The organism is Gardnerella piotii, from assembly GCF_003397585.1.
GTDB classification, from domain to species: Bacteria; Actinomycetota; Actinomycetes; order Actinomycetales; family Bifidobacteriaceae; genus Bifidobacterium; species Bifidobacterium piotii.
In genome coordinates this window covers 58,097-76,849 of record NZ_QJUV01000002.1, presented here as the reverse complement: position 1 = coordinate 76,849, position 18,753 = coordinate 58,097, and the positions used below count along the sequence as shown (strand labels likewise).

The window sequence follows — 18,753 nt, the reverse complement described above, 5'->3', positions numbered from 1 at the left end:
CACCAAAAACAAGGTATTTGATTAGAATTATGCTTAAGTTTATGCTTAGTAATTATGCTTAACATAAATTGCAATCGCGCAAAACGAAAAGAGATACCATGAAGATTATAGAACGCCAAATTAAAGGCATTGATGGCAGTAACGCGCTTCTAACTGCATACGTTTTAGACGATAATTTAGATAGCGAAGGGGATCAAACGCGACCAGCAGTGCTGATTTTGCCAGGCGGCGGATTCTTGCGCGTTTCTAATCGAGAAGCAGAGCCTATTGCTATGAAGTTTGCTACCGCTGGATTCCACGCTTTTGTTTTGCGATACTCGCTTGTGCCTAGCGCGCACCCTACTCAGCTTTTGGAAGCCGCAGAAGCTATGCAATTGATTCGCAATAATGCAGCAGAATGGCATGTAGATGCGCAAAAAGTGGCGATTATTGGATTCTCTGCAGGAGGCCATGTAGCCGCAAATCTTGCGACTAGCGTTAGCGACGATGTTGAAGAAGCAAATGGATATAACGCAAATGACGTGCGCCCAAATGCTCTTATGCTTGCTTACCCTGTGATTTCTGCTGGCGAATACGCGCATAAGCCAACTTTCGACCGTCTTTTTGGAGACGTAGATTCTAGTACTCGCGAGCAACTCGTGGAGCAGCTTTCGCTTGAAAATCACGTTGATTCTAAGACTCCACCTGTGTTCGTTTGGCAAACGATTACAGACCAGACGGTTCCAGTTCAAAACTCGATTATGTTTATTAATGCTTGCGTTAAAGCTGGCGTAAGCGTGGAAGCACATTTGTTCCCTAAGGGTCCGCATGGCTTGGCTTTGGCGGTTAAAGAAACAGCTAAGCGCGATGAAAATGGCGCAGTGCTGCCTGAGTTTGTTCAGCCAGAAGTTCAGCAATGGATTGATCTTGCTTGCGATTGGCTGCGCCGCACTTTTGCATAATTTAACTTCGATGCTCCAGGATGCGCCAGAATGCGCCCGAGTTTGTTTACTTTTCCGCACTTTGTACCAAATTCAACCTAAATCACGTACAAAATCAGGAAAAACCTTCCGCACTTTGTACCACATTCAACCCAAATCACGTACAAAATCAGGAAAAGCCTTCCGCACTTTGTACCACATTTGACCTAAATCACGTACAAAATGCGGAAGATTTCACAGCGGAAAATCACACAATCTTTGGCATTGGAGTTGTTAGTGAAGCTGTAAGGTTGACTTGAACAACGCCTGCGCCAGAATGAACTTCCACCTTTTTAAGCGTTACAGTGCGAGAATCAGCAGGCGCGTGATCGTCATCCGTCATGGTTGCTGGCGACTTTACAGCAACAAGAGCCAAGCTATCAAAATCAACACCAGCCTTATTGCACAAATCCTGCGCTTCTTTCAACGAATCAGCAAAACCTGCTTTGTCGATTACGCGCTCAACAGGCACACCATACGCCTCGGAGCAAAGCAGATTAATACGCTCGCGAAGAGACTTTCCACGGCGGCTTTGTGGAACTTTCGTTTCTGCATCATCTGTAATCACAGACACAAAATCGTCTAGCTGATCTGCCAATCCATCTCCGCCATCTCGGAAAAGATTGCCAACAATCGGCTTGCGGAATCCCAAAGCCTTAGCTTGTTCAAGCAAATCTGGAACCTGCCCATCTTCCCCATCCCACAAATTAATAAGAGGGAAAGTAGGAATATCAAGCGACTCAAGGCGCGAAACGTGGAACGGGTAGCGCCACGCAAGCGTTTTGTCATCTCGCCAAGTGCTGGCACGAGTAACAACAACCGCAGCAGCAGGCCACTTTGCGCCGAACTCGCGAGCAGCAATATCTAGCCACTTTTGCGCGCCAGCATCCGTGCCATACCCTGCTTCCACAACAACAACATCGTGTAGCGCACAAGCCATCTCAACGCTCACAAGGCTTGGAATACCAAGAGAAACGTTGGCAAATGGCCCGCAATGAACGTAAATCGGAGAACCATTAATCGTCTCTGTTTTTGCAGGCTTTACAGCATCAGCAAGAATATTTGTGATTCGCCACAAGTCAACAAAATCGCCAAATTTAACAGGATTCCCGTCTTTTGTGCCAGCAATCATTACAGAAACGCGATTTGCGATTTCTTCCATGCTTCTAGAAAGCACTACGATTTGCATAAGTTCGCAAGTTGGCGTTAATACAACGCGCTCTACAACCGTGCTCTTGCCAAAATCAACAGCAATACTACGCAAAGATCTTGAAGGCACTTCGCTTACTCGCGGCACTAAAATCGTGTCTAAAATACCGTCGTCAATCGCCTTTTCTGCAAAAGAAACAAGCAAATTCTGCGCGCATTCAATAGCCGCCATTTCTCCGCACAATCCCCAGTCAATCAACTCTGGGTGCGAAAGCGAGGACTTTCCGCCACCGCTAGCGCCGCCTTTTGAACCCGCCGCAGTAATGCCCATGCTTGGCTGCCTTAAAACAGCCGCCGCATCTACTCCGCGTTCGCGCAAAGCGTCTACAAGCGCAATAGTGGTGGTTGTTTTGCCTTCTCCTCTAGAAGCCTTAAGAGGAGTATCTGCAGTAACGAGCAACACTTTACCGTGCTTTCTTGGCTCGCTTGGATTCCTCTTTAGATAATCCATAAATCCAAAAGCGTCGATTTTTTTAACCAGTCCAAATTGTGCAGTAAACGAATCAAGAATGCTCATATTCCCCACTTTCAGGCAAAACGCCTAATAGACGCTCAACAACAAATACTCAACAACAAACGTTCAATAACAGATGCTCAATAAGCGCTCAATAATAAAACGCGCATAGCTAATGTAAATGAACAATTTTTATACTATACGATTGCATAGGCGTGGTATAGCAATATTACATTAAAACTATGCGCGTTATTAGTAACGTCTATAACAGCTTGCGATTAGTGATCGGAGCGATTAAAACCATTCTTCATACGCATGCTAGTTATGTACAGAACTGTATCGAGCAAAGAATCGGTTTCTTTCTTCAACTTTGCAGCCATATCTTCATTTGCTTTAGCCAAAGCCGCGCGCACTTCTTCGTTTCTAAGCTCTGCAATAATAGCTTCAGGATCGCGAACTAAATCGCAATAGCCTTCATCACCTTCATCACCTTCGCGCTCTGGCTCGTAATCCTTCAAAGAAACGCCAAGAATCTTTGCAGCAGCAGCATCCGTAGACTTGACCATTGCGTGACCAAGAGAACCAACAACTTCTTGGTAGCGCTCAATCGCGTTTGCAGTGTCGTTAAATGCAGCATCCGCAAGAGCTGCAATAATGCGATTCTCCCAATAGAAGTTTTCGCTTGTTACGCGAGTAGTTGTATCTTCCAAATACTTTGGAGTTTCGTTTACATTTGCGTAGAACGGAACTAAAGCATTAAACGGGTTAGAGCCATACGCCATCCACTGAATTGCGCGCATTGGCTCTGGCATGTAAGGGCGGATTTGCATAACAGCAAGCTGGCTTTGGCGATTAATGCCGATTGGGCGGAAAAGATGACGCGTATGCTCATCGCCAAGCTTGCCGTAAGGATCGTACTCGGTTCCCTGATAGTGCGAGCTTAAAACGTACTTAATATCTTCAACAGTCACTTTGCGCTCAGGCTGACGCGCCCACGGAATGTCGTTGCTATCTGGCTTATGATCCGCATCTTTACCGTCCCACACTTCGTCATACGGATTCAAGAAACGCTCCATAAACCATGCACGAGGCGTGTTGTACACGTGGTCCGCATCTGAATGGGATCCGAAAGCATCTCGAGGATTAAACGGCGAAGCGTTTTCCACAGACAAATCTAAGTGGTTTTCTTCAATAAACTCAAGCAAATCAGCCGAGCACATGTGCTCTTCTTGGTCTGCCAAAGCGTCTTCCAAATCGAACTCGTCAATTCCAAGCTGATTTGGCATAACAACATACGCCTCGTCTGGAACGCGCTTAGCAATCCAGTGGTGTCCGCCAACAGTTTCCATCCACCAAATCTCGTTTACATCCGAGAACGCAACGCCGTTCATCTCGTAAGTGCCATACTTTTCTAGCAACGCACCCAAACGCTCAACGCCTTCGCGAGCGCTACGAATATAAGGCAAAACAAGCGTTAAGAAGTCTTCTTCGCCAATTCCGCCAGGCACTTCTGGCTTATAATCAGCGTCGCCTTCCTTGCCCTGCGCTTTTTGAAGCTCCACCATTGGGTCTGCGCCCAGCACGCGCTCGTTGGATGTAAGCGTTTCGGTAGCGCTCATTGCCACGTTTGCTTCGTTAACGCCAGCTTCTCCCCAAATTCCTTCGCGCAAGTCTGCGTTTGGAACGCTTGTGTATTGCATTGGATTATCTGGAAGCTCTACTGTTACGTGGCTAAGCACGGACTTATAAACGCGAGGCTGGTCTTGCGGCTTTACCACTACAAGTCGCTTTGGGTTAAACTCTCCATTTGCGGAGTCTTCGTTGCGCGCAATAAGCGTGGAGCCGTCGTAGCTCGCTTTGCGTCCTACTAAAATTGTTGTGCATGCCATATTTGCATCCTCATTTTTCTAATTTTTGATTATTTTGGTTATTTGATTATTTTAGATAATTTTGTTTGTTTAGATTAGTTTTGCTTAGTTTTGACTAGTTTTGACTATTTTACACACGCGCATCTAGTCGTAAGCTGCTTGCGATTTGCCAGCGCGCGAAGTCATATAAATCCTAAACCTAAAACCTAAACCTAAAACCTAAATCCTATACTCTAAGCTCTAAACCTTAAGCTCTAAGCTTTTCCTCGCAAATATAATCCGTTAACGTCTACATACGAATCATAATGCCTGATTTCATTCATCATTTCGTTAAGGTAAAAGCCCTCTTTAAGATTTGCAAGAGGCTCTTGCGTGCCAAACACTTCTAGCATGTAGTCGTGATCCTTGTCTGGCGGCTGCGGGCCATTGTAGCGCATTGTAATCGCAGGGTCCGTGCATCCAACAAATCGGCTAGCTTGCGAGTTTCGCCCTTGTACAACTTCTGGAATCATGGTTGGCATTGTGCGCGAAAAGTCTTGCGGAATTTGCAAAGCGCGCGAGTCGTTAAAGTCAAACATAAGCGCTTCCACTGGAACATTTGCTACAACCCAATGAATCCACTGGAATCCGCACACTGGTATAGCGTCGTCGTCTACAAATCGCCAATGCAAGTAGTGCACAAAATCAGGCAACTTGTCTACATAAAATGGAAAAGATACGACTGGAACGCCGTTAATCTTGTTTTCTTCCGGCGCAGCTTTTGCAAAGTTGTCTGGAATAGTGGTGAAATCTGCAGAAATATTCATAATTTAAGTATCTACTACCGCTGTGACTATAAAACGTGACTATGCGTTAAGAAAGCGCACAGAAAAGCGCTTCAAAAACAAGCGTTGCGTTTCCATTGCCAGCAAGCCGCTTTTTAGCCACCGAAAGCGCATCAAGGCATTTAAGCGCGCGCTCTGCTGTAATTTTTTTAGAAAGCTGCATAATATCTGCTTTAAATTCTTGATTCACAAGTGGCGTTTGTAATTGCGCATTGTTTAGCACAACAAGCACATCTCTGTACACGCTGCAAATCGCATCTATTGCGCGGTTTAGAACATCTCTGCTTACGCGAGTCACTTTGCGCTTAACGTCGTCTTTTTTGCCAATCGCATTGTATGCGCTACGAATTTTAGGCGGAATTTTATCCGTTGGCTTAATGCCATTTATGCGCAAAAACTCGCTTTGCTCTTCTTCCACCCACTTTTGCACCTCTTCTTCTGCCTGCGCTTTAGCATCTTCGATTAGCGTTTGCGCAAGCATAATCGCATCTATTGCGCTGCTAATGCGCAAAACGCTAGCAACAAGCTCTTCCCGCCCGCTTCTAGCACGCTCGCTTGTAGCATAAAGCATTGCCAAATCAACGTTTCCTTGCGCAATTCGTGCAACGCTCTCCGCTGTTTTTGCATCCACGTTAGAGCGTTTTTGCACGTATTCTTGCACATCTTGGTCGCTTGGTTGCGCCAAATTCACTATTTGAGACCTGGAACGAATTGTTGGCAAAACATCTGCCGCGCTTGCAGCGCAAAGAATCCATATTGTGCGAGGTGCTGGTTCTTCGATTTCTTTTAGCAAAACGTTTGTTGTTCGCTCAAGCATGCGCCCAACGTCTTCGATTATTATGATTCGCCACGGTGCAACACTTGGCATTTGCTCGGAAATTGACACAATTTCGCGCACTTCGTCAATGCTTACTGTAACTTTGTCTGTGCTTAAAATGTTTACATCTGGGCTTGTTCCAGCTAATACTTCACTTGCGATTTTATCTGTGTTTATTTGAGTATTTGTATTTATTTGAGCATTTATTTGAGTTGCGGAGTCTTCAGCGGCGCGGAAGCTTGCGACTTTTCCGCGCGATTGCAATGCTGCTGCAAACGCTCTTGCTACTTTTGCGCATCCAAATCCCGAAGCGCCGCAAATAAGCCACGATTGCGCAATTTTGCTTGAATCGCCTTGCGCTACTTTTTTAAGACGCTCAACAACTTGCGCTTGACCAACTACCGATTCCCAAACGTCCATTGCTAAAATCCTAGAGTCCTAAAATCCTTGATTTTCTTGCGATTCTGGCGATTTTTCGCAACAGTAACGCACACCAGCATCATCCATCAACTCGCACAAGTCTTTAGCAATCAACTTCGATAAGTCGCAAGCTGGCAAAGTGGCGTCTAAAACGCAAAATCTTTGCGCGTTTTGTTTAGCAAGATCCAAAAACGCTTCACGCGTTCGGCGCGCAAAATCAAGCCCTGCACTTTCCATGCGATCCGCCTGCCCATGCAATCGCACAGCAGCATCTTTCTCGCTCATATCTAGCAAATACGTGCGATTTGGCCAAAGGCAATTAGACGCCCACTCGCTTAAATCACGCACGTCTTGCATAGTGAGTTCGCGCCCACCCGATTGGTACGCTAGCGAAGAATCAATGTAGCGATCCGTTATAACAACCGCACCGCGCTGCAACGCTGGAATAATGATTTGCGCAGCATGTTGAGCGCGATCCGCCGCAAAAAGTAGCGCCTCTGCACGCGCAGAAATCGCTCCGCCGTGCAAAAGAATATCTCGCAACTGTTTTCCTAATTGCGTGCCGCCAGGCTCTCTAGTAACAACAACCTCAAGTCCGCGCGCTTGCAGAAAATCGCGCAAAGCTTCAACCTGCGTGGTTTTCCCAACGCCATCTATTCCTTCAAAAGATATAAAAAGCCCTTTAAGCCCTTTAAGACCATTGTTTAAGCCGCTAATCCCGCTGTTTTTAACACATATAGCCATTTTGCATACCTCTACCAGGTTTACTCGGCTTTAGACGTGGACTTTTTTGCTGTGCTCTTTTTTGCAGCAGGCTTTTTAGCTGCCGTTTTTTTAGCAGCCGTCTTCTTTGTTGCCGTCTTCTTAGAGGCCGCTCTCTTGCGCTTTACAGGCCCTGCCGCTCGCTTTTGCGCCAAAAGCTCAAACGCAACTTGCGGCTCAATCGACTCAGGCGTGTATTGCTTTGGAAGCGTGCGATTCGTAACGCCATCCGTAATATAAGCTCCGTAGAAGCCGTCTTTAATTACAACTGGCTTGCCGCTTTCTGGGTCTTCTCCAAGCTCCCTAAGTGGCGGTTTTGCAGCTCCACGCGTGCGCTTGCCGTACTTTGGTTGCGCAAACAGCTCCTTAGCTTCGTCTAAAGTCACACTAAAAATCGCGTCTTCGCTTGCAAGTGAGCGGTTATCTGGCTTAGAATACGCAGCTGAATCGCCAGAATCCGTTCGCTCGTAGGTCTTAGTCAAATACGGGCCGTATCGCCCATTATTCGCCTCAATCCTTGCGCGCTTAACCTCGCCCTGCTCATCAACTTCTTCTACAACGCCAACCAATCGCGGCAAATTCAAAAGTTTCAAAGCGTCTTGCAAAGTTATTGTTGCAGGGTCCATAGTTTTGAACAAAGACGCCATTTTTGGCTTAGCTTTAGCAGTCTTCTTGGATTTTGCAGAAGACTTTGCAGAAGACTTTGCGCCAGTTTTAGCGGAATCGTCGGTTGCTTGCGACTTACCCTCGCCCGAAGCCTCATCCGCAGCCTCAACAAGCGCAACGTACGCGCCAAAACGCCCGTTCCTAACTTCTACACTGCCGCCAGTTTGCGGATCTGTTCCCAAAACGCGCGGGCCGTCAGAGTTGTTCTCAATCAAATCTCTAGCAACCTGCTCGCTCAACTCGTCTGGAGCTAAAGTGCTTGGAATCGAAGCTCTGCGCGCATTGCCCTCTTCGTCTAGATTCTTAGTATCTTCCAAATATGGGCCGTATCTGCCTACGCGCACGTGCAATCCGCCGCCAATATCAATCGTGTTAATCTCTCGAGCGTCAATCTCGCCAAGCTGATCAACCTGCTTTTGCAAGCCTTCACGCATTGCAAAGTCGCCAGCCTCCGCACGCGAATCGCCAGCAACCGCCGCCTCGTCATCTCCAAAGTAAAACTTGTAAAGCCAATCTTTACCAGCTTCCTCGCCATGCGCAATGCGGTCCAAGCCATTTTCCATGTCTGCCGTAAACGCGTAGTCAACATAAGTTGGGAAATTAGATTCCAAAAGCTTAATAACCGCAAAAGCAAGCCAGCTTGGAATCAACGCGCGTCCACGCTCATACACATATCCGCGGTCAATAATCGTAGAAATAATGCTAGCGTAAGTAGACGGCCTACCAATCTCTTTAGCTTCAAGCGTTTTAACTAAAGACGCTTCCGTATAGCGTGCTGGCGGCTGAGTTTCATGACCATCCGCACTAACTTGCAAAGCTTTAAGAACATCGCCATTAGCCATAGGCGGCAAAGCCTTAGACTGCTCGTCTTCGCTAAATCCGCCAAACACCTTCATAAATCCAGCAAACTCGATAACGGTTCCAGAAGCCTGGAAATTAGCCGTTCCAAAGCTGCCAGCTAAAGCGTCTAGCTTAACTGTAGCTGTAAAACCAGTAGCGTCCGCCATTTGAGACGCAAGCGTGCGCTGCCAAATAAGCGTGTAAAGCTTAAGCTGATCGGCAGGCAGCACGCCAGCCAAATCCGCAGGATTCCTAAAAGTAGACCCAGCCGGACGAATACACTCGTGCGCTTCTTGAGCGCCTGCAGAAGTCGTAGCATACTGCTTTGGAGAATCCGCTAAATACTCGCTGCCAAAACTAGACTTAACGCAATCTCGAGCCGCAAAAATCGCCTCTTTAGAAAGCGTTACAGAATCCGTACGCATGTAGGTTATGTAACCGTTTTCGTACAAAGATTGAGCCGCGCGCATAGTTTGGCGAGAGCTCATAGACAAGCGGTTTCCAGCAGTCTGTTGAAGAGTAGACGTTGTAAACGGAGGCAATGAGCGGCGGCGATACGGCTTAGTGTCCATTGAGTTTACAACAAAATCGGCAGCGCCAAGGATTTGCGCAATCGCGCAAGCGTCTGCCTCGCTTAAATAGTGCGCTAAAGCGGATTCGCCCTTGACTTTTTGAAGCTCTCCAAGCGAGTTAAAATCTTTAGAACCAGCCAAACGCGCTCCGTTTAGAGCCGTCATTCGCGCCGTAAAATCAACGCCGTTTGCACTCAAATCCGCGCAAACATCCCAGTAGCTTGCTTTTCTAAACGCCATTCGCTCGCGCTCGCGCTCAACAATCAAACGCGTTGCAACAGATTGCACTCGTCCAGCCGAAAGACCTGGCCCAACTTTACGCCACAAAACTGGCGAAAGCTCGTAGCCGTACAATCTATCCAACACGCGGCGCGTTTCTTGCGCGTCAACCATGTGGTCGTCAACGTCTCGCGTGTTAGCAAGCGAAGCTTGAATCGCGGGCTTTGTAATCTCGTGAAACACCATGCGCTTTACTGGCACTTTTGGCTTAAGCGCTTGCACAAGATGCCAAGCAATCGCCTCTCCTTCGCGATCCTCATCAGTCGCAAGGAACAACTCGCCAGACTTTGCCAGCGCAGCCTTTAAGTCCGAAACTGTTTTCTTTTTATCTGCGCCAACAACGTAGTATGGCTCAAAACCATTGTTTACATCTACGCCAAACTTGCCAAATTCCGCCTTTTTAGCAGCTGGCACCTGACTTGGCTGCGCTAAATCGCGAATATGGCCTACAGACGCCATAACCGTGTATCCGCTTCCAAGATATCCGCCTATTTTACGCGCTTTAGTGGGAGACTCCACAATGACAAGCTTATTCTGCTCTGTCATACTCTCTCCTTTCATTCATATGCATTCTATATGCAATTCCGCGCTTTTATTACTAAATCCACGCCAACTCTAACGCAATATGCGCTGCAAATTCTGCAAAATCAACAAAATCAAACTTTGCGAAATATCAGCATATACTCCTATATATACCACTTTACTTATTTTTTATTCAATTTTAATTATTTTTTATTCAATTAGACGATAGCATTTTTAACAAATCGCTTTCATTAGACTGACTTTGCTCATCGCTTTTTGATGGTGCAGCAGGAGGAATAGGAGGCGCTCCCACTAATCCGAGTCTGCTTAAAGGAGCAGCCGCGCATTGCTTAATAACCATTAAAACGCCGAAGGTTAGGCTACACGCACCTGCAACAGCCCAATATGTTAAAACGTGCGAAACGCCAATCGCCCATTTTGCGCCCAGCTCAATGCCTGGCATGATTTGATAAAACATGTACGCAAAATACGCGATGCAAATAACGCCCATTGTAATCATTGCGCTTCCAACAATTTGCACGCTTATAGACGACTTTCTGCGTCCAGGCAAATCCATTGCAGAACCGCGCGTAAAAGCCATTACAGCGCAAGAGATTGCGCCTACTATTAGTACCGACATTACAACGTCTGCAGGCCTATGCCAGCGGCCTCCCATAAGTGCCACAGCCAGCAAAAACGTTATTAACGCTGCTCCAGCTGCAGCCCATGCTCTAAACGCGCGAGACGCCGCGCAAACAAGTATTGCGCAAGCAGCCGCCATTAAAAGAGTGTGGCCAGAAGGTGCGGAATTTTTTGCAAGAGTAGCAATGTTTACAAGCATTTGCCTAGGAAGAATGCGTTTTAATGGCTCTGTAGCAAGCGATAGCACGAATATTGTGCAGCATTGTGCAAGCAGCAACCATCGTTTTCTTATGATTGATATTATTAATGCCGCAACGCAAATTAGTGCAGATAAAACTATAACGATTATTGAACTTCTAAGCGGCGCTAAAATCGCGGCGAATGTTGGCGGAATGGCACTATATCCAAAAGTGCTGATTACCATTTCTTCGTACGATTGGCCGATTGGTGTTCTAACAGCTAGAAGCCATACAGCACTAGCAGATGCAGCAAAAATCAATGCGAATATAGCGCATAACACGATTGTTGATATTCTAGGACGATTCATCAATGGATCGAGCTTAGAAATATCTTGATTGACTTTAATATCTTGATTAACTTTGCTGCTATTAGAGTTTTGAGTTAGCTGGATATCGCCGATAATCTGGCTATTATCACTGTCGTCGGCGCTGCCGATAATCTTGCTGCCTTCAAATTGACCCATACGCAATATTTTATCAAACAACACTCCACGCGCTCCATAGCGCTATTCCTCACGACTATTAAGCCGTGAGGAATAGCACGCTCTAAGCGCACAGACAGGTCATGTCGCTCGCGCGGATTAGCCGCGCTCACGTCTTCGCCGCGCGTAAAGTCCACTGGACTTTACGCTTAAGCGGCTCAGCGCTTTGAAGGAGCTTGAAATGCGTTATGCAATTTCAAGCTCAGTCAAAGCGCCGAGCGTCTACAGCGTCGAAGTTGTAATCAAACGTAAAGTCACTTGGCATCACGTTTGAATCAGAATCACTAGAAGGCGCTTCGTCAAAGCTTGGCGAGAAATCAAAATCAGACGGAGTATAAGTATCCTCACTTGGCGTCACATCGAAGCTTGGCGTAAAGTCAAAATCCGAAGGAGTATAAGTATCCTCAGACGGAGTCACGTCGAAGCTTGGCGAGAAATCGAAGTCAGAAGGCGTATCCTCAGACGGCGTCACATCAAAGTTTGGAGTGAAATCAAAATCAGAAGGAGTATAAGTATCCTCAGAAGGCGTCACATCAAAGTTTGGAGTGAAGTCAAAATCAGAAGGGGTCACATCCTCAGAAGGCGTCACATCGAAGCTTGGCGTAAAGTCAAAATCAGATGGGATCACATCCTCAGAAGGCGCGAAATCAAAGTTTGGCGAGAAATCGAAATCAGAAGGAGTATCCTCAGACGGCGTCACGTCCGAAGGAACAAGCTCAGGCTCAGGCGTATCCTCAGAAGGCGTGCTCTCATCGTCAGACGCAGCAATCGCGGCGCCACGTGAAATATCTCCAACGCTCTCGCCCTCTTTATCAACATTTATTGTGGTCCATCCAAGCTGCCTTCCGTTCTCACCTACAAGCAAAAGCGTATATAAGCCGTGGCAGCCTTCTGGAATTGAAACATCAAAGGCCAGATCGTCATTATTAGGATCGCCTGAATAGTCCTTAGCAATAAGGATATCGTCATCTTTATAACTTGACGAAGTCAGCAGCACTGGTTTCTCGCCGTACGCATCCCCAAAATCGTCTACACTGCCCTTATAGAGGTATGCGCGAGATAGAACCAAAAGAGGATCACTTATAATCTTGTTCATATCTGCGTTAGGATATATTCTTCTTGTTTTAATCCTAACATAGCTAGGCATTCCAGCTTCTGCACCAATGCTTTTATCTAAGACTAAGTTGCCTTTTAAGTTTGGATCAACGTCACTCAACGACGCAGGTGCTGGAGCATGCGGATAGGAATCGTCTCTAGAGACTACTGGCGAAAAGTTATCTAAGTACGAAAGATCATAATTGCCAAACTTAGATTTTGTAGGAGTTGGGTCTACAAAACTATTTGACTTTGGATTTTGCATGCCATTCGTAACATTATTTAAACCATAATGAGCACTGTAATTCCTAATAGAAAAGCGCATAGCCTCTGCAAGATCTTTGTATGCTTTCTTCAACTCTTCTTGGCTTTTAGCTGCATCAATACGCTTCCAGTGTTTTTCAAGCAAATACGAATCTTCGCCATCTTCCTTAGTAAAAGAATGAAAATGATATTCGTATCTTCTAATTTCCTCTTTTATTGAATTAAGAAGCTTTTCGCTAGCAGCATCAAGCTTGCCAGTTTTACTTGCCATTCGCGTATTGTTAGACGCCATTAACATGTCGTAATACAGCTGAAATGCAAACTTTCCCTCTCCCAATGGATTCTTATCCACATTGCCATGCTTATAGATAAGACCAACGCCATCCGTTGTGCCATAAAGCTTTGCAAGGTTAACATTCGTGCTTCTTTGAACGCTTGCGTACGAGTCAGCAAACGCAGGCGCGCCCGCAATAAAGCAAGGAGCTGCCATCGAAAGACCTGCTACCACTAACGCAAGCTTTTTTGCGACTAAAGTTTTATTTTTCATAACATTCTTCCTTTTTCTTACTTACGATTTTTGATACGACGACGCTTTTGCGCTCCGACCTGCCGTAGCGCTACGCTTTAAGCGAAAAGACATGTCATCGTTCGCGCGGTCTAAGCGCGCGAACGTCTTCGCCACGCAGAAGCAGTGCTTCTGCCTTGAGTGGCTCAGCGCTTTGAAGGAGCTTGAAATGCGTTATGCAATTTCAAGCTCAGTCAAAGCGCCGAGCGTCTACAGGTCGAAGTTGTAATCAAACGTAAAGTCACTTGGCGTCACGTTTGAATCAGAATCACTAGAAGGCGCTTCATCAAAGCTTGGCGAGAAGTCAAAGTCAGACGGAGTATAAGTATCCTCACTTGGCGTCACATCAAAGTTTGGAGTGAAATCGAAGTCAGACGGCGTCTCATCAGATGGGGTCACGTCAAAGCTTGGAGTGAAATCAAAATCAGAAGGAGTATCCTCACTTGGCGTCACATCAAAGCTTGGCGAGAAGTCGAAATCAGACGGAGTATCCTCACTTGGCGTCACATCAAACGAAGGAGTGAAGTCAAAGTCAGACGGAGTATAAGTATCCTCACTTGGCGTCACATCAAAGCTTGGAGTGAAATCGAAGTCAGAAGGCGTATCCTCAGACGGCGTTACGTCAAACGAAGGAGTGAAATCGAAGTCCGAAGGTGTCACATCAGGTGTCACGTCAGGAGTCACGTCAGGCGTAACATCCGAAGGCGTCACATCCGAAGGCGTCACGTCCGAAGGAACAGGCGCAGGCGCAGGCGTCACATCACTTGGCGTCACATCACTTGGCGTCTCCTCGCTTGGCGTCACATCATAAGGCTGCCCATTAATGTATGCATTAATAAGCTTTTGGTACTCGTCCAGCGTAAATGGCGCCTTATTGCCTTCCAAGTAGCTAGCTGGAACAGCTTCCCAAGATATAACAGTGCCGTACTCGTTGCTAATATTTCCGCTAGTAAGACCCATTGCCGTAAGCGTTGGATTAATGAAGTTTAGGTAGTGGCCAAACTCTCTATAATAGCCAGAATTTATTCCGCCAACAGACATACCCTTAGCTATAAAGTCATCATACTTGGCTTTTTCGTCCGTAATCCACATTTTCATTGCACCAGTCATGGTATCCGTGGTGCTGCCGCCGTCGTAGGTTCCGTCGCCGTATGAACCCCAAGCCAAATTTTCAAACGTCTTATAGTGCATTGCGTGTTCAAAAATATTGGCAGAATAGAACGCGTCATTTATTGCTACTGCCGTCGTATAAAGACTTACGCCAAGAGGATTAAGACCACGACTCTTGCGATACTCGTTAATCGCGCGCATATACGATATTGAATTATTCAAGCGAGTAATGTTATCTGGAGAGTCTTCGCCGCTATTAAGCTTTACTTTTGAATCGTACCAGTTTGGCTTTTCTGTAAAACCATGCAATATTGCAAGAGCTTTAGCTGCATCATCGCGCTGAGCACGCGTAAAGGATTCATTATCCATTACGCTTGCAAAAAGACCGCTAGCAGTGCTTTTTGCGCTGGTGCTATCTAAGCTGGTTGCTGGGTGCGCGTAGCTAGATACTGTTACATCGCTAGCAAAAGCGGTGTTTGCAGTAGCTCCAAACATAGAAACCGCTGAACCAGCCAAAATTGCGGCTACGGTTGCAGCGGTGAATTTTTTAGAAAATGAACTGAAAGAGTTGTTAGAAAATGAATTGAAAGCCATTTTTTCGGCAGATTTTGGAGTTTGCTTTTTCATGGATTCTCTCTTTTACTATAGGGGTTTACTATAGGCTTTTACTATAGGCCTTTACTACAGAGACAAATAACAAAAAAGCTTTCGGCTTTGAATGCCCCTAGTAGCAAACAAAACCGAAAGCAACACGCTCAACACCTAAAACACACTATCTAACGCTAAAACTCCAAGAAGAAAGAAAATTAATAGCAAATCAGAGTTTAAGCAATTAGTAAGCACGCAATTGGCATATCAGCAAGGCGCTTCCCTACAAAACCCCTTACCAACCGTTGAGCGCAAGTATAAACGCTCTTAAATTTCGAGCCGAGGGTATTTATCTAGCTGCGCAATTAGCAACGCGATTAATAATGCAATTAATAATTACTACTAAGCGCATCAATCGCAATGCTTAAACTACGCAGCTAGACAAATTTAGTTTTTACACTTTTAGCTTAGTGACGAGCCTTGCGAACAGCAGCACCCATGCCAGCAAGCATAGTGGCAGCCAAAGCGGTCAAAGTTACGCCAACACCAGTACCAGTGTGGGTGTTACCGCGCTTGTCCCTGTCCTTCTTGTTCTCAACCTCAGCCTTAGCACCAGCAGCGGCAGCACCATTAGCAGCGCCAGCCTTACCTGGCTGAGCACCTGGCTTTACAGCACCTGGGGCAGTGTGGCCAGCAGCGCCTGGTGTAACGTGGGCAACGCCTGGCTGGTAGTTAGCAGCAAGTGGCTCTAAGTCATCTGGCAAAGCATAGCCAGCAACCAAAGCAGCATTCTTATCCTTAGCAGCCTTGAATGCAGTCTTGTAAGCAGACCAAGCATTGTGAGCAGCGGTAAATGCCTTTCCAAGCTCGTCCTTAGCCTTGTTGTAAGCCTTAGTAGCGTCGTTTACTTCTTCAGTAGCGTCCTTAACAGCCTTACCAAGTCGAGCCAACTCAACCTTATCTGCTTTGGTATACTCGTCATGAGCAGTCTTGAAGCTTGCAAGAGCAGCATTTGCGCTATCAAGCTTGGCTTGAGCAGCCTTTACATCAGAGTATGCAGCATCGAACTTGGTGTAGGCCTTCTCGAGCTTGCCGTTAGCTTCGTCGAAATCAGCGCTGGTCTTTACCAAAGCAGCCTTAAGAGTGGACTCAGATGGGTCAGCTGGCTTGACTGGATCCTTGTAGTTGACAAGAGCGGTCTGAGCAGCCTTCAAGTTAGCATCAGCGGTCTTAACAGCCTCATCAGCCTTAGCAGCAGCATCAGCTGTAGTCTTAACGGCAGTCTGCTTATCCAAGAACTTCTGAAGAGTGTTTCCCTCTTCTGTTGTCAAAGCAACAGTGTCATCCTTAGCATATACATGGGTTGTTTGATCTTCCTTAGCGCCCTTTGGAGCACCAGCATTCTTAGCTGCAGTCCAAGCATCGGAAGCATCCTTAGCAGCCTTATCCTTAGCAGCCTTATCTGTGTTAGCTTTATCAAGAGCAGCCTGAGCCTTATTAACAGCATCCTGAGCCTTTTCAAGGCCAGACATTTCCTTTTCAGCTTCCTTCTTAGGAGCTTCAGTCTTATCAGCAGCGAATGCTGGGGTTGCCATTGCAAAGCCGGCAAGCAAAGTTGCGCCAGCGGCGAAAGCGGCGATAGCCTTCTTATTCATCATTTTATTTCCTTTCTTCTTCTCCACCACTCGCAAAGCGAACAACTCGCAATGCGGCGAGGAAAATATAAAACGCGCGTTCGCGCATTTTCACCAACGGTTATCCACCGTGTGATGTTGCTATTAACATACCCCCCCCCGTTTGAAAAAGTCAAGCACCAGCCACACGTGCTAAACCGAAAAAAATGATGTTATACGCAAACTAATTCACAATTAGGCCACACTCGCCGTAAAATTTGTAGATAAACAACGCTCAAACCGTAAAAATGCGCATTTCAAGGTTTTTGAAGAATTTTCCCAGGTTTTTTTAAGGAAAGATTTCCGCGCGTGTCGTTCAACAATAGCGCAGTTAATTTTCCCGAGTTTGTACGTGATTTAGGTCAAAAATGGTACAAAAAGCGTCAACCGTTCGCGCGTTACGGCGCGCAAACGTCTTCGCCGCGCAGAAGCAATGCTTCTGCCTTAAGCGGCTCAGCGCTCCGAATTACCTTCTCGCGCGCTTTGGAATGAAAAACCTATTTTTTTGTTGCTTCTTATCTATAAAATCTTATAAAATGACATTTATGCGCTGATGCATGCTAGTTTTGCTAGTTGTTATATGTTATGTGTCTTGTGTTTGATTTTGGGGAATAACCCTGATTGCTTGTGATTCATGGGTTTTGTGTTAGAAATGTAGTTTTTGTTGCATGGCGCTAGGTTTACGCACATTTTTTAGGAGGAGTCTTATGGCAGAGCAGAATAAAAATTTAAGGATCGCGAATTCTAAAAACGCGTCTGTTAAAACGATTAAAACAATTGAGTCTGCTAAAGCGATAAAAGATGCTAAAGCGATAAAAGAGAGAATCTACAACATTCGCAATCAAAAAGTCATGCTTGATTTTGAGCTTGCTGAAATCTATGGGTATGAAACGAAAAATTTCAATAGACAGATTAAAAATAATATTGAGAAGTTTGAGGGAGAAGATTTTATGTTTCAGCTAACTGCTGATGAGTTCAAAAACTTGAGGTGCAAAAATTTCACCTCAAGTTGGGGCGGCTCTAGATATTTGCCTTATGCTTTTACGGAGCAGGGTATTTATATGCTTATGACTGTGCTAAGAGGCGAACTTGCCACAATGCAGTCGAAAGCTCTTATTAGAACCTTTAAGCAAATGAAGGATTATATTGTTGAAAATAAGGATTTTATTGGCGAGAATGAATTAGCTAAGCTTGCGATTCAAACAAGCCGGAATACTAAAGACATAGCGGAAATAAAATCTCAAATGGCAACGAAGGAAGATTTTAATAAGGTAATGGATAATTTTATTAATCCAAATACGTATAAACATTTTCTTCTTATGGACGGCAATAAAATAGAAGCGGATCTTGCATATTGCAAAATATATAAGTCGGCTAAGAAAAGCATTTATGTTGTAGATAATTATATTGGTCTTAAAACGTTGGAGCTATTGCGGTTTGCCAGTGAAGGGGTTGAAATTGTAGTTTTTAGTGATAATGCTAGGAACAAGAATATGCTTACGGAAAGTATGTTGCATGATTTTGTAAGCGATTATCCTAGTGTTGATTTGAAGTTTAAGACTGCTTGCAGAAAGTATCACGATAGGTATGTGGCTATAGATTATGGAACAGACGATGAGGCTGTTTATCTTTGTGGCGCTCCGACCTGCCTTTTCGCTTAGAGCGTAGCGCGAAAAGGTAATTCGGAGCGCTGAGCCGCTCAAGGCAGAAGCACTGCTTCTGCGCGGCGAAGACGTTCGCGCGCTTAGACCGCGCGAACGACATGACCTGCCTTTGCGTTTGTATAATGCGATGTTTGATGAGTTGTTAAAGAATCCCGAATTGGAGTTCTAAGCGCGCGGGCAAGGCGCATGGCGCAATACAAAAAAGCCCTCTCCGTGGTCCGCATGTAAAATACATTAAG

Annotated in this window: 12 protein-coding genes; 2 read left to right on the top strand and 10 right to left on the bottom strand. The window is 45.8% G+C overall.

What is annotated here, in order from left to right:
• Window positions 1-98: 98 nt before the first annotated feature.
• Window positions 99-941 carry an alpha/beta hydrolase gene (locus tag D0T20_RS06235; RefSeq protein WP_116438785.1) on the top strand — a complete coding sequence of 281 codons (843 nt, stop codon included), beginning with the start codon at window positions 99-101 and terminating at the stop codon, window positions 939-941.
• Between the two features lie 226 nt (window positions 942-1,167).
• On the opposite strand, the gene D0T20_RS06230 is transcribed toward D0T20_RS06235, so the two are convergent.
• The 10 genes from D0T20_RS06230 to D0T20_RS06180 form a co-directional block, all read right to left on the bottom strand.
• On the bottom strand, window positions 1,168-2,685 hold the full coding sequence (locus D0T20_RS06230; protein ID WP_162862732.1) for a formate--tetrahydrofolate ligase: 1,518 nt from the start codon (window positions 2,683-2,685) through the stop codon (window positions 1,168-1,170).
• 215 nt (window positions 2,686-2,900) lie between these two features.
• Window positions 2,901-4,511, bottom strand: a complete 1,611-nt coding sequence (locus D0T20_RS06225) for a C69 family dipeptidase (RefSeq protein ID WP_116438783.1) — start codon at window positions 4,509-4,511, stop codon at window positions 2,901-2,903.
• A 233-nt stretch (window positions 4,512-4,744) separates the two neighbouring features.
• The gene (locus tag D0T20_RS06220; protein ID WP_116438782.1) at window positions 4,745-5,296 is read right to left on the bottom strand and encodes a YbhB/YbcL family Raf kinase inhibitor-like protein; all 552 of its coding nucleotides are present in this window, start codon (window positions 5,294-5,296) and stop codon (window positions 4,745-4,747) included.
• 46 nt (window positions 5,297-5,342) lie between these two features.
• Window positions 5,343-6,551 (bottom strand): DNA polymerase III subunit delta', encoded by a 1,209-nt coding sequence (locus D0T20_RS06215; RefSeq protein WP_116438781.1) that lies wholly within the window; start codon window positions 6,549-6,551, stop codon window positions 5,343-5,345.
• Between the two features lie 18 nt (window positions 6,552-6,569).
• Window positions 6,570-7,295: a dTMP kinase gene (gene tmk, locus D0T20_RS06210; RefSeq protein ID WP_116438780.1), complete on the bottom strand. Its 726-nt coding sequence runs from the start codon at window positions 7,293-7,295 to the stop codon at window positions 6,570-6,572.
• 20 nt (window positions 7,296-7,315) lie between these two features.
• Window positions 7,316-10,216 (bottom strand): type I DNA topoisomerase, encoded by a 2,901-nt coding sequence (topA, locus tag D0T20_RS06205; protein WP_116438779.1) that lies wholly within the window; start codon window positions 10,214-10,216, stop codon window positions 7,316-7,318.
• A gap of 190 nt (window positions 10,217-10,406) precedes the next feature.
• The gene (locus D0T20_RS06415; protein ID WP_162862737.1) at window positions 10,407-11,546 is read right to left on the bottom strand and encodes a phosphatase PAP2 family protein; all 1,140 of its coding nucleotides are present in this window, start codon (window positions 11,544-11,546) and stop codon (window positions 10,407-10,409) included.
• A 211-nt stretch (window positions 11,547-11,757) separates the two neighbouring features.
• Window positions 11,758-13,461 carry a cellulosome anchor protein gene (locus D0T20_RS06190; RefSeq protein ID WP_116438777.1) on the bottom strand — a complete coding sequence of 568 codons (1,704 nt, stop codon included), beginning with the start codon at window positions 13,459-13,461 and terminating at the stop codon, window positions 11,758-11,760.
• 228 nt (window positions 13,462-13,689) lie between these two features.
• The gene (locus D0T20_RS06185) at window positions 13,690-15,216 is read right to left on the bottom strand and encodes a CAP domain-containing protein (RefSeq protein ID WP_116438776.1); all 1,527 of its coding nucleotides are present in this window, start codon (window positions 15,214-15,216) and stop codon (window positions 13,690-13,692) included.
• A gap of 428 nt (window positions 15,217-15,644) precedes the next feature.
• Entirely contained in the window at window positions 15,645-16,835 is a 1,191-nt protein-coding gene (locus D0T20_RS06180) for a hypothetical protein (RefSeq protein ID WP_240320610.1), read from the bottom strand.
• A 722-nt stretch (window positions 16,836-17,557) separates the two neighbouring features.
• On the opposite strand from D0T20_RS06180, the gene D0T20_RS06170 reads away from it, so the two are divergent.
• Window positions 17,558-18,511, top strand: coding sequence for an ORF6N domain-containing protein (locus tag D0T20_RS06170; protein ID WP_240320609.1), 954 nt, complete (start codon window positions 17,558-17,560; stop codon window positions 18,509-18,511).
• Window positions 18,512-18,753: the final 242 nt, after the last annotated feature.